We start from the raw sequence: 18,627 nt of genomic DNA, 5'->3' as shown, positions 1-18,627 counted from the left end.
CTGGATAATCCGTGTGGAACGACGCTCGCACTACCAACCTGATCGCCAACACGCTAGCCGTGCTGGCGGTTTGCGCCATGCTGATCGCGGGCGTGGTCTGGGTAGCGCAACGCCCGTTCTTCACGCTGACGGCCATCGAGCTGGAATCGATGCCGGACACCGAATTGCACTACGTGTCGCCGCAAGCGGTGCGCTCGGCCATCGCGGGTCGCTTCAAGGGCAACTTCTTCACGGTGGACCTGGACGACGCGCGCGAGATCTTCGAATCCGTGCCGTGGGTACGCCATGCCACCGTGCGCCGCATCTGGCCCAACGTGCTGCGCGTGCGGATCGAGGAACAGCAGCCCTTGGCGCTGTGGAACGAAAACCAGATGATCAACACCTGGGGCGAAGCGTTCACGGCCAACACGGGCGAGGTGGACGACGAAACCGTGCTGCCGCAGTTCTCGGGCCCCGAGGGCACGGAATCGCTGGTGGTGCAGCGCTACGCCGAATTGGCGCGGTGGTTCGCGCCGCTGGACATGCATGTCAAACAGTTGGAGCTGAGCCCGCGCTATGCCTGGCGGGTGGTGCTGTCCAACGGCATGCTGCTGGACCTGGGCCGGGACCCGGGCGCCGACGCGCCGGACCCGCATGGCCTGCCCGGCGCCTTGCCGTTCGCGGCTCGTATTCAACGCTTTGTGCAGGCGTGGCCCGTCGTGTCGGGGCGCCTGGAAGGGCGCACCATCACGCAGGCCGACCTGCGCTATCCGAATGGTTTCGCCCTGGCGCTGGCTCCGTTGCCCGCGTCGGAAACCAAATCCAAATCCACACCGAAACCTCCCAAGAAACGCTAACGCCATGACCCGTGACATCAAGGACCTTATCGTCGCCCTCGATATCGGCACCAGCAAGGTGGTGGCTGTGGTGGCTGAAATTTTGCCCGAAGGGCGATTCGAAGTGCTCGGCCTTGGCCAGCACGAATCGCGCGGCATGCGCAAGGGCGTGGTCGTCAACATCGAGACCACTGTGAATTCCATTCAGCGCGCGCTTGAAGAAGCCGAGCTGATGGCAGATTGCAAGATTCGCGACGTCTACACCGGCATTGCCGGCAGCCATATCCGCAGCTTCAATTCCAGCGGCATGGTCGCTGTGAAGGACAAAGAAGTCACCGCCACCGACGTTGCCCGCGTCATCGAGACCGCCAAGGCGGTGAACATCCCTACCGACCAGCAAGTGCTGCATGTGCTGACCCAGGAGTTCATCGTTGATGGCCAGGAAGACATCCGCGAGCCCATCGGCATGAGCGGCCTGCGCCTGGAAGTGCGCGTGCACATCGTGACGGGCGCGGTCAGCGCCGCGCAGAACATCGTCAAGTGCGTGCGCCGCTGCGGCCTGGAAGTGCAGGACCTGATCCTGCAACCGCTGGCCTCGAGCCTGGCCGTGCTGACGGCCGACGAAAAAGAGCTGGGCGTCGTGCTGGTGGACATCGGCGGCGGCACCACCGATGTCGCCATCTTTACCGGCGGCGCCATTCGCCACACCGCGGTGTTGCCGATTGCCGGCGACCAGATCACCAACGACATCGCGGCCATGCTGCGCACGCCGACGCCGGACGCCGAAGAGATCAAGCTGCGCTACGGCGTGGCCAAGCAGGTGCTGGCCAGCCCGGACGAATCCGTCGAAGTGCCCGGCCTGGGCGATCGCGGCCCGCGCCAGGTCAAGCGCCAGGCCTTGGGCGCCGTGATCGAGCCGCGCGTCGAAGAACTGTTCACGCTGGTGCAGCAGGTGGTGCGCGATTCCGGCTACGAAGATCTGCTGGCTTCGGGCGTTGTCCTGACCGGTGGGTCGGCGCAGTTGCCCGGCATGATCGAACTGGCCGAGGACGTGTTCCTCAAGCCGGTGCGTGTGGCGGTACCCGAATACGAAGGAAGCTTGGCCGACGTGATGCGCAACCCGCGCTTCTCGACGGTCATGGGTTTGTTGCAGGAAGCACGGATGCAGCGTGTGCGAGGTCGCAAGGTCGCCGCTCAGACAGGCAATTTCAAAAGCCTGCTAGCGCGCATGAAGGAATGGTTCATGAATTAAAGAGGAAGGGGCAGGTTGGGGCCTGCTCCTTGGAACGCGTCGCGGCAGTATCGCGGGGCGGACCAGAAAGGGGAGGCGTCTCAAACCCGTCGCGGACCATAGCAGTCGGCATCGGCTTTGAGGCGATTCACAAAATATAGGTTGTTGGGGAATTTTTGTGATTTGCAAAATCGGACTTGTGAGGGAGTCATCATGATGAACTTTGAGATGCTTGAGAACAACACCAAAGGGACCGTAATCAAGGTCGTTGGTGTGGGCGGTGCGGGCGGCAATGCCGTCGCGCACATGATTCGCAGCGGCGTGCACGGCGTGGATTTCATCTGCGCCAACACCGATGCGCAAGCGCTGGCGGCAACCAATGCCCCGGTGCAGATTCGCTTGGGCCGTACCGGCCTGGGCGCGGGCGCCAAGCCCGAGCAAGGACGTGCGTCGGCTGAAACCGCGCGCGAGGAGATCCGTGCTGCGCTGAACGGCGCTCACATGGTCTTCATCACCGCCGGCATGGGCGGTGGCACCGGCACCGGCGCGGGTCCGGTCGTGGCCGAAGTGGCAAAGGAACTGGGCATCCTGACCGTTGGCGTGGTCACCAAGCCTTTCACGTTTGAAGGCAACAAGCGCCTGAAGATGGCCGAGGACGGCATTGCCGAACTGGCCAAGCACGTGCATTCGCTCATCGTGGTCCTCAACGAGAACCTCTATGAACTGATGGACGAGGACGCGACGCAGGAAGACTGCTTCCGTTCGGCCGACGATATCCTGCACAACGCTTGCGCGGGCATCGCCGAAATCATCAACGTCGAAGGTAACGTCAACGTCGACTTCGAAGACGTCAAGACGATCATGGGTGAGCAGGGCCAGGCCATGATGGGCACGGCATCGGCATCGGGCGCGGACCGTGCACGTGTCGCCGCCGAGCACGCCATTGCATGCCCGTTGTTGGAAGGCGTGGACTTGAACGGCGCGCGTGGCGTGCTGGTCAACATCACCGCCAGCCGCTCGCTGAAGATGCGCGAAACGCGCGAAATCATGGAAACGATCCGCAGCTACGCTTCGGACGACGCGACCGTGATCTTCGGTACGGCCTACGACGAATCCATGGGTGAAAACCTGCGCGTGACCGTGGTTGCAACCGGCCTGGGCCGTGCGCAAGCGCGTCCGCAACTGGTGCAAAGCACGGCTGAAGTGCTGCGTACCGGTACCGACAACATGCCCATGGGCACGATGCCGGCTGGTCAAGGTGGCGATTACCGCAATCTGGATATGCCGTCTGTCATGCGCAACCCGCGCAGCCAGGCGTCGGCCCAGGTGCGTGCGTTGGAAAGCTCGGGCATGGATCATTTCGACATCCCGGCATTCCTGCGCAAGCAGGCGGATTAAACGAAAGAGCCGACTACAGGCTCTGAATCGCAACTCCCTCATCTCCGGCTCGCTTGTCCCCGCGGGCGAGCCGGAGGCGGAGCGGTCCGTGTTTCCCTTGCACGGTTCTATAAAGGGACGGAAGTATCGGTCGATCCGGGTTGCTTGATGGCGCCAAGGATCGGACAGCGTTACAATACGTCAGTTACGCCGGCAATCTGTACTCTTCGTGCCGGCTTCCTGGCTCTAATACCCAAGCATCATGTTCCGACAGCGCAGCATTCAGAATCTCGTCCGCACGACAGGCGTCGGCGTCCACTCCGGACGGCGGGTAGAGCTCACCCTGCGTCCGGCACAGCCCAATACGGGCATTGTTTTCCACCGTGTTGATTTGCCCGAAGTCGTGGACCTGCCTGCTCAGGCCACCGGCGTGGGCGACACGCGCATGGCGTCCGTCCTGCAACAGGGCAACGTCCGCGTATCCACGGTAGAGCACCTGATGTCGGCTTTGGCCGGCCTGGGTATCGACAACCTGCATATCGACCTCACTGCCGAAGAAGTCCCCATCATGGACGGCAGTGCGGCAACCTTTGTTTATCTGTTGCGCTCGGCGGGCATCGTCGAGCAGAACGCGCCCAAGCAGTTCATCCGCGTTAAAAAGACGGTGGAAGTGCGCGAAGGCGAAGGCCGCAACGAAAAATGGGCGCGGCTGGAACCGCACGAAGGCTACGCATTGGCCTTCTCGATCGACTTCCGCCACCCCGCCATTGATTCCACCGCCAATTTTGCCGAGATCGATTTCGCCACGCATTCGTACGTGCGTGAAATTGCCCGCGCGCGCACGTTCGGTTTCGTCAATGAAGTGGAAGCGCTGCGCTCGATGGGCCTGGCCCGTGGCGGCAGCCTGGACAACGCCATCGTCATGGACGAATACCGGGTGCTGAACAGCGACGGGCTGCGCTATGACGATGAATTCGTGAAGCACAAGATCCTGGACGCCATCGGCGACCTGTATCTGTTGGGCAAGCCCCTGGTGGCCCGCTACGTGGCGTGCAAGTCGGGCCACGGCCTGAACAATCAGTTGGCCCGTGCGCTGCTCGCGCAGCAAGATGCCTGGGAACTGATCACCTATGAATCGCAGGCTGAAGCGCCGCAAGCCTTCCGCCACGAATGGAAGCTGGCGTAACGCCGGGTTCCTGACGGGATGCGGGCGGGGGCGCGATGCCCCGATTTCGTCCGTTTACCGCCTTGCCCGACCAATGGGCGGGGCCGGTCATCATCCCCTGATGCAACAGTCGCCATCCGGCTGCAAACCATCGTCGTAGTCCGACAAGAACTTGGTTTCGCTTCGTTTCCATGCGCCGTGCGCGCCGGACAAAGCCGGATAGCTTCAGCTACTCTTGTGATGCCTCAAGAGCTTGGCAACCGCGTCGGCCAACGGGCCGGGGCGCAGTTTTTCGTGCAGCGTCTCGAACGCGCCCAAGGCGGTATTGCCCAGGGGTTGCGCCTCTTTGGGAGGGCGTGGCTGACGGGCGCCGGGCTTCGGTAACCCCGCTTGTACCTTGACGGCAATTTCGTTAAGGTTCCAGCCTTGATCGGCCAGGGCACGCGCCACGCGCGGCGCCAACTGACGCATCTTGGCTGCGTGCGCGGCACTGGGCACCACAAGATGCAGGCACTGGTTTTCCAGTTTGCCCACCTGGCAGACGGCACCTAGCGGGGCGGGCAGAACCGCCGCCACCGCATACTGAATTTGCAAGTGCTTGCGGGCAGTCGCCAACACTCCGGCGCCCCGCATGTCATGACCCAGCCATCCCAGAGCGGTATTTTCTTTCCGCCGGCTGGAACTGGAACGTTGACGGTATGAAGTGGGTCTATTCATCCCGGCTCTAGAGAATTAGGAAGCAATCTTGAAAATCGTGATTATGCACGCCCGCGACGGGCGGGACGGGCATTTCACCCTGGGTGGCGCGCGGCTGGCGTTGCTGCTTGGGGCCGCTCTGATGACAGCCGCCATCTTTGGCGCCGCGCTACAGCGCTACCTTACTCCCATCCTGCCGGCGGTACACACCGTGGGCTGGCCGCTGGCACAACAACCGGGTCGCGATACCGATTTCCTGCGTGGAAACATGAACCTGCTGGCCGCCAAGGTAGGCGCCCTTCAAGCCAAGTTGGTCAGCATCGACGGCTTGGGCCAGCGCGTGGCCAAGGTGGCGGGCGTGGCGTACACCGACCCGGAACTAGCCAAGCAACTGGCCGTGGCGCAGCCCGAAGCGCTGACCCAGCCGGAAGCGACCCAGGTCATGGATGACCTGTTCACCGACCACCCGCCGCCCAGCGCGGCGTCCGCCGAAGCGCTGGGCCGCCAGCTGGACGAAATCCAGGCGCGGCTGGCGCAGCAATCCGACAACCTGAAGCTGCTGGACGCGGCGCTGACCAAGCGGTCGGCCGACCAGGCCCGCATGCCCACGGCGATGCCCATCACCGATTATCCCTATCTGAGTTCCTCCTACGGCTGGCGCCGCAATCCGGTGACGGGTCGCACCGCCATGCACGAAGGCCTGGACTTCGCGGCGCCTTCGGGCACCCCGATCCTGGCCGCTTCCGGCGGCGTGGTGCTGGAAGCCAAGTTCCAGCCCGGCTTTGGCAATATGGTCGAAATCGACCATGGCGACGGCCTGATCACGCGCTACGCGCATGCGTCGTCGCTGATGGTCAAGCAGGGGCAACTGGTGGAACGCGGCCAGCAAGTGGCTCGCGTGGGCAGTTCCGGCCGTTCGACCGGCCCGCATCTGCACTTTGAGGTCCGCCTTGCCGGACAACCGCTGGACCCCCGTTTGTTCCTGGGATCGCAGCAGAACGCGCCGCCCGCCGTGGCCCAGGCCGCCGCGACTGAACCTGCGGCGCGCTGACCGGTCAAACCGGTCATCTTCAGCACTCTGGCCATAGGGCCAGGCTATTACGCGCCAGGTGCGTTAAACTGGTTCGTTTCCCAGCGGACCCCCGCTCAACCAATAAATCAAAGTCACGGGAGGCGCTGCCCTTGCCCTTTGCAGGCGCGGCGTGGCTCGTGCGGCCGACATACGCATGGTTTCTCTGCTCAAAAAACTCATAGGTAGCCGCAACGACCGGCTGCTTAAGCAGTATCGCAAGCTGGTAACCCAGATCAATGGGCTCGAGCCCAAGATTTCCGCGCTTTCCGATGCGGAGCTGGCGGCCAAAACTGACGAATTCCGATCCCGATACGCCCAAGGTACGTCGCTTGACGACCTGCTGCCCGAAGCTTTCGCCGTCGTGCGCGAAGCCGGCAAGCGCGTGTTCGGGATGCGCCATTTCGACTCTCAGTTGCTGGGCGGCATCGCGCTGCACAGCGGCAAGATTGCCGAAATGCGCACGGGGGAAGGCAAAACGCTGATGGCGACGTTGCCCGTTTACCTGAATGCATGCGCCGGCAAGGGCGTGCACGTGGTGACGGTGAACGACTATCTTGCCCGCCGTGACGCGGAATGGATGGGGCGCCTGTACCACTTCCTGGGCATGACCACGGGCGTGGTGGTGCCGCAGCAGCCTAACGAAGAGAAAAAGGCCGCCTACGCCGCCGACATCACTTACGGCACCAATAACGAATTCGGCTTCGACTACCTGCGCGACAACATGGAATACCGTGTTGAGGACCGCCGCCAGCGCGTGCTGTTCTACGCCATCGTCGACGAAGTGGACTCGATCCTGATCGACGAAGCCCGTACGCCGCTGATCATTTCGGGCCAGGCCGAGGATCACACCGAGCTCTACATCCGCATGAACGCGGTGCCGCCGCTGCTCAAGCGCATGGCCAGCGAGCCCAAGCCGCAAGAGCCGGAACCCGAAGGCGATTACTGGGTCGACGAAAAAAGCCAGCAGGTTTACCTGTCGGAAGCCGGTCACGAGAATGCCGAGGCCATTTTGGCCCGCCTGGGCATCCTGCCGGAAGGCGAATCGCTGTACGACCCGCGCCACATTGCCCTGATGCACCACCTGATGGTGGCCTTGCGCGCCAACAACCTGTTCTTCCGCGATCAGCAATACGTGGTGCAGGACGGCGAAGTGGTGATCGTCGACGAATTCACGGGCCGCCTGATGGTGGGCCGCCGTTGGTCCGACGGCCTGCACCAGGCCGTTGAAGCCAAGGAAGGCGTGAAGATCCAGCACGAGAACCAGACGCTGGCATCCATCACGTTCCAGAACTACTTCCGCATGTACGAAAAGCTGTCCGGCATGACCGGTACGGCCGATACGGAAGCGTACGAATTCCAGGAAATCTACGGGCTTGAAACGGTCATCATCCCGACCAACAAGCCGATGATCCGCAAGGACCAGAACGATCAGGTCTTCAAGACCGATCCGGAAAAGTACAACGCGATCCTCGAAGACATCCGCGACTGCCACGAGCGCGGCCAGCCCGTGCTGGTGGGCACGACCAGCATTGAAAACTCCGAGCTGCTGTCGGGCCTGCTGAAAAAGGCCAAGCTGCCGCACGAAGTGCTGAACGCCAAGCAGCACGCCCGCGAAGCCGAGATCGTTGCCGAAGCCGGCAAGCCGGGTCACATCACCATCGCCACCAACATGGCCGGTCGGGGTACCGACATCGTGCTGGGCGGCAGTGTGGACAAGCAGGTCGACCTGATCCGCGCCGACGAATCGCTGTCGGAAGCCGAAAAGAATGCGCGCATCGAGAAGATCCGCGCTGAATGGAAGCCGCTGAACGAGCAGGTCAAGGCCGCTGGCGGCCTGCGCATCATCGGCACCGAGCGCCACGAATCGCGCCGTATCGACAACCAGCTGCGTGGCCGCGCCGGCCGCCAGGGTGACCCGGGTTCGTCCCGTTTCTACCTGTCGCTGGAAGACTCGCTGATGCGCATCTTCGCGGGCGACCGCGTGCGCGCCATCATGGAACGCCTGAAGCTGCCCGAGGGCGAGCCCATCGAGGCGGGCATGGTGACGCGTTCGATCGAAACCGCGCAGCGCAAGGTGGAAGGCCGCAACTTCGACATCCGCAAGCAATTGCTGGAATACGACGACGTTGCCAACGACCAGCGCAAGGTGCTGTATTCGCAGCGTAACGACGTGCTGGAAGCCGCCAGCGTCAGCGCCACGGTGAACAACCTGCGCGATGCCGCCGTGGTCGAACTGTTCAACACGTACGTGCCGCCGGAATCGGTCGAAGACCAATGGGACGTCCCCGGCCTGCAAAAGGCGCTGGAAGCCGACTGGCACTTGCACCTTCCGCTGACGGAAATGCTGGAGAAGGAATCCAACCTGACCGACGAAGACCTGCGCGAACGCGTGGTGGCCGCGGCGCGCGATGCGTACCAGGCCAAGGTTGACCAGGTGGGCGTTGAGTCGTGGTCGCAGTTTGAACGTTCGATCATGCTGCAATCGATCGACACGCACTGGCGCGAACACTTGTCGTCGCTGGACTACCTGCGCCAGGGCATCCATCTGCGCGGCTACGCGCAGAAGAACCCCAAGCAGGAATACAAGCGCGAAGCCTTCGAACTGTTCTCGGGCATGCTGGATCGCATTCGCGACGACGTCGTGCGCGTGTTGATGACGGTGCGCGTGCAGTCGTCCGAGCAGGTCGAGCAAGCCGAAGCGGAAGCGGCGCAATCGCACGTGCAAAACGTGCAATACCACCATTCCGACTACGACGAGGCACTGGCCCAGACGGAATCGGACGACAGCGCGCAGCCCGTGCGCAACGCGCTGCCCAAGGTCGGCCGCAACGACCCTTGCCCGTGCGGCAGCGGCAAGAAGTACAAGCAGTGCCACGGCAAGCTGGTCTGATCAGGGGATAACGCCATGCTGCATTCTGTCGGCCGCACCGAATTCGACCACGCCGTCGTGATGGTGCGCGACCGGCTGGATGCGCTGGCGCCGCACTTTGAGCGCCAGGGCTTTCACCTGAGCGACAAGGCGGTGCATAACCTGGGGTCCTGCAATCGGCTGATCGTGCTGGAAGGCACGTATGTCGAATTGCTGGGATGGCCGCCGGGGGCGCCGCCCGCCCGCAAGGAGATCGCGGATTCGCCGTTCGGGCTGGAAGCACTGGTGTTTCGCACCTATGACGCCGACGCCACCTACGAACGGCTCAAGGCAGCCGGGTTCGCCGTGAACCCTGTACAAGAACTGACTCGCCCGGCGATGCTGGACGGCCAGGAAGTGCAGGCCAAGTTCCATACCGTGCGTTTTGCCGAGCAGCCCTTGCCCGGCATCCGCATGTATTTCTGCCGACACCTGACGCCGGAATGCGTGTGGTCGCCGGCATTGATGGCGCATCCTAATGGCGCGCGCAGCCTGATTCGCATCGACGCGCGCGCGGCGGATGCGCAAGCGGTGGCCGAGCGCCTGGCGCGGGTGGCGGACGTGTCCGCCGAAGCCGCTTCTGGCGGCTGGGACGTGCCGCTGGCCAATCTGCGCATTCACGTTCAGCAAGACGCGGCAGCGGTGACGCCCGTGTTGTCCACGCTGACGCTGGAAAACCGCGACGGCGCCCACTACACGCTCGATACCGGCCTGTAGCTTGCCAACGGGCGTGTCGGTCGCGCCGCGCCCGTTTTCTGACTTCCACACTTGTGATCCCGGGCTGCATTTTTCGCAGCCGTGTCGCGTTGCGTCCCTTTTTTGGCTTCGCGGCGCCCGGACCCGCCTCTTGCGGGCAAACCCTGCTTGCAAGGCAAAGTGTATGCACTTTAGTATGCACTTCATCCCGCCGCATTTCCCCACCCCGATCTCCTCTATTTGCCAGCCGGATTCCGCTCCATGACGCAGTCGCCCACCGTCCATCGTCCCGCTGCCCGCACCTCCGCGGGCCAGGCCGAGCTGTACGGCGCGGTCAAGGCGATGGCGGTGCGCTTTGATTTCAAGCCCGGCGAACGCATCAACGAAGTTGAGCTGGCGCGCCGTTTGAACGTCAGCCGTACGCCGCTGCGGGAGGTGCTGAACCAGTTGATGGTTGAAGGCTTCCTGACCCGCTCGGTCAACCGCGGATTTATCGCCCGCTTGCTGGACGCCAAGCAGATTCACAGCCTGTACGAATACCGCGCGGTGCTGGAAGCGGGCATCGTGCGCGCCGCGTGCGAGCGTGCCAGCGACGAAGAACTGGCCCAGTTGCGGGCATTCGTCGAGCGGTCGCGCGATGTGCCGGAAGACAGCGACGCCACCCGCTTGCTGGAACTGGACGAAGCGTTTCACCTGAATCTGGCGGGGCTGTCGCGCAATGAAGAATTCGTGCGGGCCCTGGAAAGCGTCAATGCCCGGATTCACTTCGTGCGCTGGATCGATATGCAGCAGGGCCGGCGCAGCCACACGCAGGGCGAACACCTGCGCATCGTGCAGGCGCTGGAACAGCGCGACATGGATGCGCTGCCCGCGCTGATGGGCGCGCATATCGGGCGCCGCCTGGATCAGATTACCGACGTGATACGCACAGGCTTTTCTACGATTTACATGCGGGACCAGGCCGAACCCGCCACGGTAGCGCCGGCCAACACCACAACAGCAGGGGAAAAATAATGAATCACACAATGAAGCGGATCCTGGCGGGCTTATGCACGCTGGCTGCCGCCGGGGGCGCCATGGTGGCCGCACCCGTCGCCGCCGAAGAACGGCCGTTGATCCTGGTGGTGCCGTACCCGCCGGGCGGCAGCACCGACATCCTGGCGCGCATCTTGCAGCCGCGTCTGTCCCAGCAACTGGGTGGGCGCGCGGTCGTGGTTGAAAACCGCCCCGGCGCGGCCAGCCAGATCGCGACCGCTTTCGTGGCGCGCGCCGAACCCGATGGCAATACGTTGCTGGTCAGCTTCGACAATCACGGCATCAACCCGGCCGTAAAGCCCAAACTGCCCTACGACACCTTCAAGGACTTTGTTGCCATCTCGCAGACCGTGCGTTTTCCGCTGGTCATCGGCGCCAACCCCAATGTGCCCGGCAATAACCTGAAAGAGTTCCTGGCCGCAGCGGCGAAGGAATCGCCCAACAAATTCAACTACGCGTCCACCGGCGTGGGTTCGCTCAACCATCTGGCGCCCGAAGAACTCAAGCGCCTGTCGAAGGTTGAACTGCTGCATGTGCCGTATGGCGGCGGCGGCCCGGCCATCCAGGCCGTGGTGGGCGGGCAGGCCAATATGACGTGGCTGAGCTTTGCGGCGCTGCGCGGGCAGATCCAGGGCGGCAAGATCAAGCCCCTGGCCGTGGCCGGCGAAAAGCGCCTGCCTGAATTGCCCAACGTGCCGACGGTGATCGAATCGGGCTTTCCGGGCTTTGTCGCGTATTCCTGGAGCGGCATGTTCGCCCCGAAGGGCACGCCCGACGCGACCGTGAAAAAGCTGACGGCCGACTTCAAGGCGGTGCTGGCTGACCCGGACATCAAGAAGAAGGTGACGGAAGCGGGCTTCGAAATCGTGGCGTCGAACGGCCCCGAACTGGACGCCTACGTGAAGTCGGAATACGACCGCTGGAGCGCCTTCATCAAGAGCAGCAACATCAATCTGGATAACTGAGCGGCGGTAAACCGGGCGGCGCGCCGCCCGGTCCCGTCCGCGATACTCGTGGAGATGACATGGAAAATTTGACCGGCGCCGAAGCCATGGTGCGGATGCTGCAACACAACGGTGTCAAACATATTTTTGGCCTGTGCGGCGACACCAGCCTGCCGTTCTACGACGCGCTGTACCGCCTGGATCACGGCATGCAGCACATCCTGACGCGCGACGAACGTAGCGCGGGCTACATGGCCGACGCCTATGCGCGCGTGACCGGCAAGGTCGGCGTGTGTGAAGGCCCCAGCGGTGGCGGCGCCACCTACCTGTTGCCTGGTTTGGTCGAGGCCAATGAATCGTCGATTCCGGTGTTGGGCATTACGTCCGACGTCGCGGTGGGCTCGCGCGGCAAGTATCCGTTGACGGAACTTGACCAGGAAGCGCTGTACCGCCCGCTGACAAAGTGGAACCGCACGATCGACCGCGCCGACCAGATCCCCGGCATGGTGCGCGCGGCGTTCCGCGCCATGACGACCGGCAAGCCCGGCGCGGCGCACCTGTGCTTTCCGTATGACGTGATGAAGCAGCAAGTGGACGCTTCCGACATCTGGGCGCAGCCCGAACACGGCCGCTTCCCCGCCATGCGCGTGGCGCCGGACCCCGCGGACGTGGCGCGTGCCGCGCAGCGCCTGGTGGGCGCGCGGTCGCCCGTCATCATCTGCGGTGGCGGTGTGGTCATCGCCGGCGCCAGCGGCGCGTTGCAGGAATTGGCCGAAGCGCTGAAGGCCGCCGTGTGCGTGACCGTGAGCGGGCAGGGCAGCCTGGCCGACACGCATCCCCTGAACGCGGGCGTGGTCGGCTCCAACGGCGGCGTGATGGCCACGCGCGACGTGGTCGCCGCGGCCGACGTGGTGCTGTTCGTGGGCTGCCGGGCCGGGTCCACGTCCACGGAACACTGGCGCTTCCCGAACCGCGACGTGCCGATCCTGCACATCGACGTCGATCCAATGGTGATCGGCGCCAACTACCTGACCGAAGTGGGCCTGGTGGGCGACGCCAAGCTGGCGTTGGAGGCCCTGGGCGCCGAAGTACAGGCGCGTCTGGCGCACCGCAATTCGGACGCCGTGGATGGCGCTGTGCTGGCCGGCCGCGCCAAGGCCGCGCGTCGCGCGCAGTTGGAGTCGTTGGCCAACAGCCTCGAGGCCCCGATTCGCCCCGAGCGCGTCGTGCAATCGCTGAACCGGCTGCTGCCCGACGATGCCGTCGTGTGCGCGGACCCGGGCACGCCTTGCCCGTACTTTTCGGCGTACTACGACGTGTCGCGCCCCGGCCGGCATTTCATTACCAACCGCGCACATGGCGCGCTGGGCTTCTCGATGTCGGCCGCGCTGGGTGCGTGGGTGGGCCGCCCGCAGTCCAAATGCGTATCGGTCATGGGCGACGGCAGCTTCGGCTTTACCGTTGGCGAACTGGAAACCATCGTCCGCCACAAGGCGCCGTTGCTGATGATCGTGTTTTCCAATTCCGTCTACGGCTGGATCAAGGCCAGCCAGAAGGCCGGCTACGACGAGCGCTACTACAGCGTGGACTTCAACCGCACCGACCATGCCCGCATTGCCGAAGCCTATGGCGTGAAGGCATGGCGCGTGGAAGATCCCGCCAAGCTGGACGCCGCCATCAAGGCCGCCATGGAACATGACGGCCCGGCGCTGATCGACGTGGTGGCGCAGCCCTTGCAGGACGCGGCCGCGCCGGTCAGCCAGTGGATGGGCTAATTCGCGCCTGATCGCGCAGCGGTACCCAGGGCCCTTCGGGGCCCTTTTTTTTGCCTGCGCGCACTGCCGCTGGTCCTATACTGATCCGCTTTGGCGCGGCGAGGCCGCGCGGTCTGCAACACATCAACGGGGAATCGGGCATGGATCTGGGGATCAGTGGCAAGACGGCTTTGGTGTTTGGTGGCAGCCGCGGCATGGGGCGCGCGTGCGCCTTGCAGCTGGCGCGCGAGGGCGTGGCGGTGACTATCGCGGCACGCAACCCGCAGACGCTTGAGCAGGCAGCCGCCGAGATCTCGAAGGAAACCGGCATCGGCGTGGGCTGGGTGTCGGCCGACTTGACCCAGGCAACTGGCCGCGATGCGGCGCTGGCGGCGTGCCCGCATCCGGACATCCTCGTCAACAACGCCGACGGCCCGCTGCCCGGCGATTTTCGTGATTGGTCCCGGGACGATTGGATCGCGGCGCTGGACGCCATGATGCTGGGCCCCATCGACATGATCCGGCGCGTGGTGGACGGCATGGTCGAGCGCCGTTTTGGCCGCATCGTCAATATCGTGTCGCGCAGCGTCAAGGCGCCGCATGCGGAACTTGGCCTGTCCAACGGCGCGCGTTCGGGGCTGATCGGTTTCGTGGGTGGCCTGGCGCGCCAGACCGTGCGGCACAACGTCACCATCAACAACCTGCTGCCCGGCGCCTTCGCCACGGATGCACAGATTCGCCACATCCAGGGCATGCTGGACGAGGCTGGCGGCAAGACGTTCGAGCAACTGTGGGACGAACGCGCGCGCGGCAACCCGGCGGGCCGCTATGGGCAGCCCGAGGAAGTGGGCGCGCTGTGCGCGTATCTGTGCTCGGCGCAGGCCGGCTATATGACCGCACAAAGCGTGCTGATCGACGGCGGCGGCTACCCCGGCACGTACTAGGCGCAACTGGGGTCCCGCGCTGGACGCGCGCGGGACTAACAGGCAAGATTGGCACCCATGCCGTTCGAGAAAAAGCCCATGGACCAGACCGACATCAAGATATTGCGGTTGCTGCAAAAGGACGCCACGTGCTCGGTCGCGGAAATCGCCGAACAGGTGAATCTGTCGGTCACACCATGCTGGCGGCGAATTCAGAAGCTCAAGGACGACGGGGTCATTGCGCGCAACGCCATCTTGCTGGACCCGCGCGCGCTGGGGTTGAACCTGACCGTTTTTGTCTCGATCAAGACCAGCCAGCACAACGAAAAATGGACGCAAAGCCTGATCAACGCAGTCATGGCCTTGCCCAATGTCGTTGAATTTCACCGCATGGCGGGCGACATCGACTACCTGCTCAAGGTTGTGGTCGAGGACATGGCGGCGTATGACCGCTTCTACCGCCGGCTGATCGGCGCCGTGGACTTGCTGGACGTCAGCGCCAGCTTCTCGATGGAAATCATCAAAAGCACCACGGAATTACCGCTGGACGCGGTGTAGCACGCGCCGCGCAAATTTTTTTCATTGCGGGCAGTTAGGGCGGATGCAAATTTCTTTCGGCGCGTTGCAAAACGCCTATCTCGCAATTCTTTTGCGCGGCCGTCGGCGTAGGATATCGCTCATTCCCTGCTGGGGAATGAATCGGGATATCAGAGGACCCTATGTCGTTCGCAGTACCCGCCGGCTGTGCCGGTCTGGAAAAAACGCGGCAAGCGCTATCGGTGGACGACCTGTTGGCCGGCTGGAACGGCGTCGACGACTTGTGGGTGTTCGCCTACGGTTCCCTGATCTGGCATCCCGGCTTTGCGTGGCGCGAACGCCGCTTGGCAACCGTGCGCGGTTATCACCGGTCCTTGTGCCTGTGGTCGCGCGATCATCGTGGTTCTCCTGACAACCCGGGGCTGGTGTTCGGCTTGAACCGGGGCGGTTGCTGCCGGGGCGTGGCGTATCAAATCGCCGCCGCCGATGTGCCCGACGTGTTCCAGGCGCTGTGGCGCCGCGAGATGGTGACGGGCGCCTATACGCCCCGCTGGCTGACTTGCCACACCGAATCCGCGCCGGTGCGCGGGCTGGTATTCCTGCTGAATCGCGCCTGCGACGAATATGCCGCCGATCTTTGCGACGATCGCCTGATCGCGTCCGTGCGCAGTGCCGTGGGGCACTCGGGGCCTTGCCTGGATTACGTGGTGGAAACCGAACGCGCGTTGCGCGCCCACGGGATCGACGACTGGCGGCTGGGCGATCTGGTGCGCAGGCTGGGCCAGGCGTTTTAAGCTTGCGCGTGGCGCCTTAGAAGTGCCAGCGCCCGAACATATACAGCACGTTGCCCGCGCCGGACGCGCCGGGGATATAGGTCGCGTAGAACATCGCGTCTTTGTAGCCGGCGCCCACCAGCGGCAGGATGCCCGGAAACGGCACGTAGCCCATGATGTCGTGCCGCGCGGTCAGGAAGACGGTGTAGCCCGCGCCCAACCGGAAGTTCTCGCTGACCTGTCCGATTTTCAGGAAGCCATAGCCGGCGATGGGCTCGACCTTGCTGTGCGAATCCAGAAACGCCATGGCGTACAGGCCCTGCCAGTCGCCGTCTTCGTCATAGATGCTGCGGCCATAGCCGCCGCCCCATGCCAGCTCGTTGAAGCTGTCGATTTTTTCTTTGCTGTACGTGGCGCGGTTGTGCCAGGCGTAGCCGGAAACGTAGAGGTCGTGGCCGCCTTCGGTCCAGATCTGGTCCAGGCGATTGCAAGCGGATTGCGCCCACGAGGGCAGGCTTTCACAGGCCTGCGCGGCGGCGGTGAAAGTCGAGAGCAGCAGACAGAGGATCGCTGCCCGAAATTTGGCGTTCATTGCGGGTAAACAGGGGTAAAGATGACAATTCGATGACTGTACATGTAGTCATCGCTGCATCCCTGTCAGATGGCTGTCATGCATCGGCGTGCGTAGACACCGCCCCAGGAAGGGGGCGGCACACCTGCGCAAAAACAAGAATTTTCTGTGGTGGCCGAGCTACAGCAAGAAGATCGTGGCCAAGCCCAGAAAGATGAAGAAGCCCAATGAATCGGTGGCGAACGTCAGCAGGACCGACGACCCCATTGCCGGGTCCTTGCCGAACCGCGCGCGCACCATCGGCACCAGCACGCCCACCGATGCACCGACCAGCATGTTGCAGATCATCGCCGCCATCATCACTAGCGCGATTGACAGCGAATGCGAGATGACCCAGGCGAACAGCGCCGCCACCAGGCTGCCGCACAGGCCGACCAGCAACGTCACGAAAAGCTCACGCTTGACCAGCTGCCACAGGTTGCGCCCGGTGATCCGGCCCATGGCCAGCGCCCGGATGATCAGCGTCATGGTCTGGTTGCCCGAGTTGCCGCCGATACCCGCAACGATCGACATCAAAAACGCCAGGATCACGATCTGGCTGACCGTGCCTTCGAATTGGGATGCCACGAAAGATGCCGTGGCGGCGGTACAGAGGTTGAACAGCAGCCAGGGCGCGCGGTTGCGCAGGGCGGTGGTGACGGGCGCGAAGATGTCTTCTTCTTGCAGACCGGCACGCGACAGCGCTTGTTCTTGCGAGTCTTCACGCATCACGTCCACGACGTCCGCAATGGTGACGCGGCCGATCAGGCGGCCCTGGTCGTCCATTACCGGCGCGGACACCAGGTCGTAGCGTTCGAACGCGCCGGCGGCGTCGGCGTCGGAATCCAGCGGGTTCAGCGCCAGAAAGTCCGAGTTCATGACGGCGCGCACTTCGGTCTCGGGTTCGCTGACCAACAGGCGCGACAAGGGCAGAATGCCTTGCAGCTTGTCCTGGCGGTCCACGACGAAGATCTGGTCGGTGTGATCGGGCAGCTCGTGCAGGCGGCGCAGGTAGCGCAGCACCACTTCCAGCGTGACGTCCTCGCGCACACGGACCATTTCGAAGTCCATGATCGCGCCCACGCTGTCTTCCGGATAGCCCATGGCTTCCAGCAGCTGCGCACGTTCTTCTTCGGTCAGGCCCTTTTGCACTTCGGCCACCACGTCGGGCGGCAGGTCGGGCGCCAGGTCCGCCAACTCGTCGGCGTCCATGTTGCCGGTGGCGGCAACCAGGTCCTGGCGGTCCATCGCTTCGATCAGCGATTCGCGCACCCAGTCTTCGACTTCCAGCAGCACGTCGGCGTCGTGCTCGGGGCTGACCAGCTTCCAGATGGCCTGGCGTTCGTCCTTGGGCAGCGATTCCAGGATGAAGGCGATGTCGGCCGGGTGCAGGCCGTCAAGCAGCGTCTTGAGTTCGGCTTCGTGCTGGCGGTGGACCAGGTCTTCAACCAGCGGCGCCTTGGCATCGCCTTCTTCCTGGCGATGCACCAGGTCGGCCACCAACTGCTGGCGGCGCAGGCGTTCCTGCACTTCGGCCAGGGCGGTCTGGGCGTCTTCCGGGTCGAGGCGGCGGGGCGTCGCGGGCGGTTTCTGCGCGGCGGCGGACTGCGTCATGCGTTACGGCTCAAAGAGAAGGTAGGGGGCGGCTGCGCCGCGCTTCGTCGGTGGCGACGTAGGTCAGCGTGGCCTCGGTGACCTTGACGACTTCAGCGTCCAGGCGTTGGCGCTGCGCGTAGACCTCGACGGACACGGTGACCGAAGTGGTGCCGGTCTTGACGATGGCCGCGTAAAAGCTGAGCAGGTCGCCCACGAAGACGGGCTCTTTGAACTGGAAGGCGTTGACCGCCACGGTGGCGACCCGGCCGGCGGCGCGGCGCGCGGCGGGAATCGAGCCGGCGATGTCCACCTGGGCCATGATCCATCCGCCAAAAACGTCCCCGTGGATATTTGCGTCGGCCGGCATCGGCATGACGCGCAATACCGCGTCGCGATTGGCGGGCAAAGTCGTAAACGGGGTTTTCGGGCTGGAGGTCATGCGGCCGACTCCAATGCATGGGAACCAGCCGATTATGCAGGAAAAACGAGACAGCG

At 63.9% G+C, this 18,627-nt stretch carries 17 protein-coding genes; 13 read left to right on the top strand and 4 right to left on the bottom strand.

Going from position 1 to position 18,627, the window contains the following annotated elements; genetic code table 11:
- The first annotated feature begins 11 nt into the window (after positions 1-11).
- From AC0Z35_RS18535 to lpxC, 4 genes are all read left to right on the top strand, one after another.
- Positions 12-836 (top strand): cell division protein FtsQ/DivIB, encoded by an 825-nt coding sequence (locus AC0Z35_RS18535; RefSeq protein ID WP_046804314.1) that lies wholly within the window; start codon positions 12-14, stop codon positions 834-836.
- A 4-nt stretch (positions 837-840) separates the two neighbouring features.
- A complete protein-coding gene (gene ftsA, locus AC0Z35_RS18530; protein ID WP_006217473.1) occupies positions 841-2,067 on the top strand; it encodes a cell division protein FtsA in 1,227 nt (408 codons plus the stop codon).
- Positions 2,068-2,259: 192 nt separating this feature from the next.
- The gene (ftsZ, locus tag AC0Z35_RS18525) at positions 2,260-3,444 is read left to right on the top strand and encodes a cell division protein FtsZ (protein ID WP_046804312.1); all 1,185 of its coding nucleotides are present in this window, start codon (positions 2,260-2,262) and stop codon (positions 3,442-3,444) included.
- A 241-nt stretch (positions 3,445-3,685) separates the two neighbouring features.
- A complete protein-coding gene (gene lpxC / locus AC0Z35_RS18520; RefSeq protein ID WP_046804311.1) occupies positions 3,686-4,609 on the top strand; it encodes a UDP-3-O-acyl-N-acetylglucosamine deacetylase in 924 nt (307 codons plus the stop codon).
- Between the two features lie 204 nt (positions 4,610-4,813).
- On the opposite strand, the gene AC0Z35_RS18515 is transcribed toward lpxC, so the two are convergent.
- On the bottom strand, positions 4,814-5,221 hold the full coding sequence (locus tag AC0Z35_RS18515; RefSeq protein ID WP_006217476.1) for a DciA family protein: 408 nt from the start codon (positions 5,219-5,221) through the stop codon (positions 4,814-4,816).
- 127 nt (positions 5,222-5,348) lie between these two features.
- Here AC0Z35_RS18515 and AC0Z35_RS18510 point away from each other — a divergent pair, with 127 nt between their 5' ends.
- From AC0Z35_RS18510 to AC0Z35_RS18470, 9 genes are all read left to right on the top strand, one after another.
- A complete protein-coding gene (locus tag AC0Z35_RS18510) occupies positions 5,349-6,335 on the top strand; it encodes a M23 family metallopeptidase (RefSeq protein WP_046804346.1) in 987 nt (328 codons plus the stop codon).
- Positions 6,336-6,510: 175 nt separating this feature from the next.
- Positions 6,511-9,246 carry a preprotein translocase subunit SecA gene (gene secA / locus AC0Z35_RS18505; protein WP_046804309.1) on the top strand — a complete coding sequence of 912 codons (2,736 nt, stop codon included), beginning with the start codon at positions 6,511-6,513 and terminating at the stop codon, positions 9,244-9,246.
- Between the two features lie 15 nt (positions 9,247-9,261).
- A complete protein-coding gene (locus AC0Z35_RS18500) occupies positions 9,262-9,981 on the top strand; it encodes a VOC family protein (protein ID WP_046804308.1) in 720 nt (239 codons plus the stop codon).
- Positions 9,982-10,221: 240 nt separating this feature from the next.
- A complete protein-coding gene (locus AC0Z35_RS18495) occupies positions 10,222-10,974 on the top strand; it encodes a GntR family transcriptional regulator (RefSeq protein WP_485132151.1) in 753 nt (250 codons plus the stop codon).
- 11 nt (positions 10,975-10,985) lie between these two features.
- Complete coding sequence (locus tag AC0Z35_RS18490) at positions 10,986-11,960, top strand: tripartite tricarboxylate transporter substrate binding protein (RefSeq protein ID WP_370638747.1); 975 nt, start codon at positions 10,986-10,988, stop codon at positions 11,958-11,960.
- 59 nt (positions 11,961-12,019) lie between these two features.
- Positions 12,020-13,714, top strand: coding sequence for a thiamine pyrophosphate-binding protein (locus tag AC0Z35_RS18485; protein WP_485132152.1), 1,695 nt, complete (start codon positions 12,020-12,022; stop codon positions 13,712-13,714).
- 140 nt (positions 13,715-13,854) lie between these two features.
- The gene (locus AC0Z35_RS18480) at positions 13,855-14,637 is read left to right on the top strand and encodes an SDR family oxidoreductase (RefSeq protein WP_104143386.1); all 783 of its coding nucleotides are present in this window, start codon (positions 13,855-13,857) and stop codon (positions 14,635-14,637) included.
- A 78-nt stretch (positions 14,638-14,715) separates the two neighbouring features.
- Positions 14,716-15,174, top strand: a complete 459-nt coding sequence (locus AC0Z35_RS18475) for an Lrp/AsnC family transcriptional regulator (RefSeq protein WP_485132494.1) — start codon at positions 14,716-14,718, stop codon at positions 15,172-15,174.
- Positions 15,175-15,335: 161 nt separating this feature from the next.
- On the top strand, positions 15,336-15,947 hold the full coding sequence (locus AC0Z35_RS18470; protein WP_046804303.1) for a gamma-glutamylcyclotransferase: 612 nt from the start codon (positions 15,336-15,338) through the stop codon (positions 15,945-15,947).
- A 16-nt stretch (positions 15,948-15,963) separates the two neighbouring features.
- Here the strand turns inward: AC0Z35_RS18470 and pagP are convergent, their stop codons facing one another.
- From pagP to AC0Z35_RS18455, 3 genes are all read right to left on the bottom strand, one after another.
- The gene (gene pagP / locus AC0Z35_RS18465) at positions 15,964-16,518 is read right to left on the bottom strand and encodes a lipid IV(A) palmitoyltransferase PagP (protein ID WP_104143389.1); all 555 of its coding nucleotides are present in this window, start codon (positions 16,516-16,518) and stop codon (positions 15,964-15,966) included.
- Between the two features lie 159 nt (positions 16,519-16,677).
- Complete coding sequence (gene mgtE, locus AC0Z35_RS18460; RefSeq protein ID WP_046804301.1) at positions 16,678-18,150, bottom strand: magnesium transporter; 1,473 nt, start codon at positions 18,148-18,150, stop codon at positions 16,678-16,680.
- A 10-nt stretch (positions 18,151-18,160) separates the two neighbouring features.
- Positions 18,161-18,571: an acyl-CoA thioesterase gene (locus tag AC0Z35_RS18455; RefSeq protein ID WP_046804300.1), complete on the bottom strand. Its 411-nt coding sequence runs from the start codon at positions 18,569-18,571 to the stop codon at positions 18,161-18,163.
- Positions 18,572-18,627: the final 56 nt, after the last annotated feature.

This window comes from Achromobacter sp. 1L-A-4-B-C2, from assembly GCF_057291955.1.
This window is presented reverse-complemented; position numbering and strand designations above follow the sequence as displayed.

Coding starts and splice junctions, on each gene's coding strand:
- ftsA (WP_006217473.1), top strand. CDS start 841: ATGACCCGTGACATCAAGGACCTTATCGTCGCCCTCGATATCGGCACC.
- ftsZ (WP_046804312.1), top strand. CDS start 2,260: ATGATGAACTTTGAGATGCTTGAGAACAACACCAAAGGGACCGTAATC.
- lpxC (WP_046804311.1), top strand. CDS start 3,686: ATGTTCCGACAGCGCAGCATTCAGAATCTCGTCCGCACGACAGGCGTC.
- AC0Z35_RS18515 (WP_006217476.1), bottom strand. CDS start 5,221: ATGCGGGGCGCCGGAGTGTTGGCGACTGCCCGCAAGCACTTGCAAATT.
- AC0Z35_RS18510 (WP_046804346.1), top strand. CDS start 5,349: ATGCACGCCCGCGACGGGCGGGACGGGCATTTCACCCTGGGTGGCGCG.
- secA (WP_046804309.1), top strand. CDS start 6,511: ATGGTTTCTCTGCTCAAAAAACTCATAGGTAGCCGCAACGACCGGCTG.
- AC0Z35_RS18500 (WP_046804308.1), top strand. CDS start 9,262: ATGCTGCATTCTGTCGGCCGCACCGAATTCGACCACGCCGTCGTGATG.
- AC0Z35_RS18495 (WP_485132151.1), top strand. CDS start 10,222: ATGACGCAGTCGCCCACCGTCCATCGTCCCGCTGCCCGCACCTCCGCG.
- AC0Z35_RS18490 (WP_370638747.1), top strand. CDS start 10,986: ATGAAGCGGATCCTGGCGGGCTTATGCACGCTGGCTGCCGCCGGGGGC.
- AC0Z35_RS18485 (WP_485132152.1), top strand. CDS start 12,020: ATGGAAAATTTGACCGGCGCCGAAGCCATGGTGCGGATGCTGCAACAC.
- AC0Z35_RS18480 (WP_104143386.1), top strand. CDS start 13,855: ATGGATCTGGGGATCAGTGGCAAGACGGCTTTGGTGTTTGGTGGCAGC.
- AC0Z35_RS18475 (WP_485132494.1), top strand. CDS start 14,716: ATGGACCAGACCGACATCAAGATATTGCGGTTGCTGCAAAAGGACGCC.
- AC0Z35_RS18470 (WP_046804303.1), top strand. CDS start 15,336: ATGTCGTTCGCAGTACCCGCCGGCTGTGCCGGTCTGGAAAAAACGCGG.
- pagP (WP_104143389.1), bottom strand. CDS start 16,518: ATGAACGCCAAATTTCGGGCAGCGATCCTCTGTCTGCTGCTCTCGACT.
- mgtE (WP_046804301.1), bottom strand. CDS start 18,150: ATGACGCAGTCCGCCGCCGCGCAGAAACCGCCCGCGACGCCCCGCCGC.
- AC0Z35_RS18455 (WP_046804300.1), bottom strand. CDS start 18,571: ATGACCTCCAGCCCGAAAACCCCGTTTACGACTTTGCCCGCCAATCGC.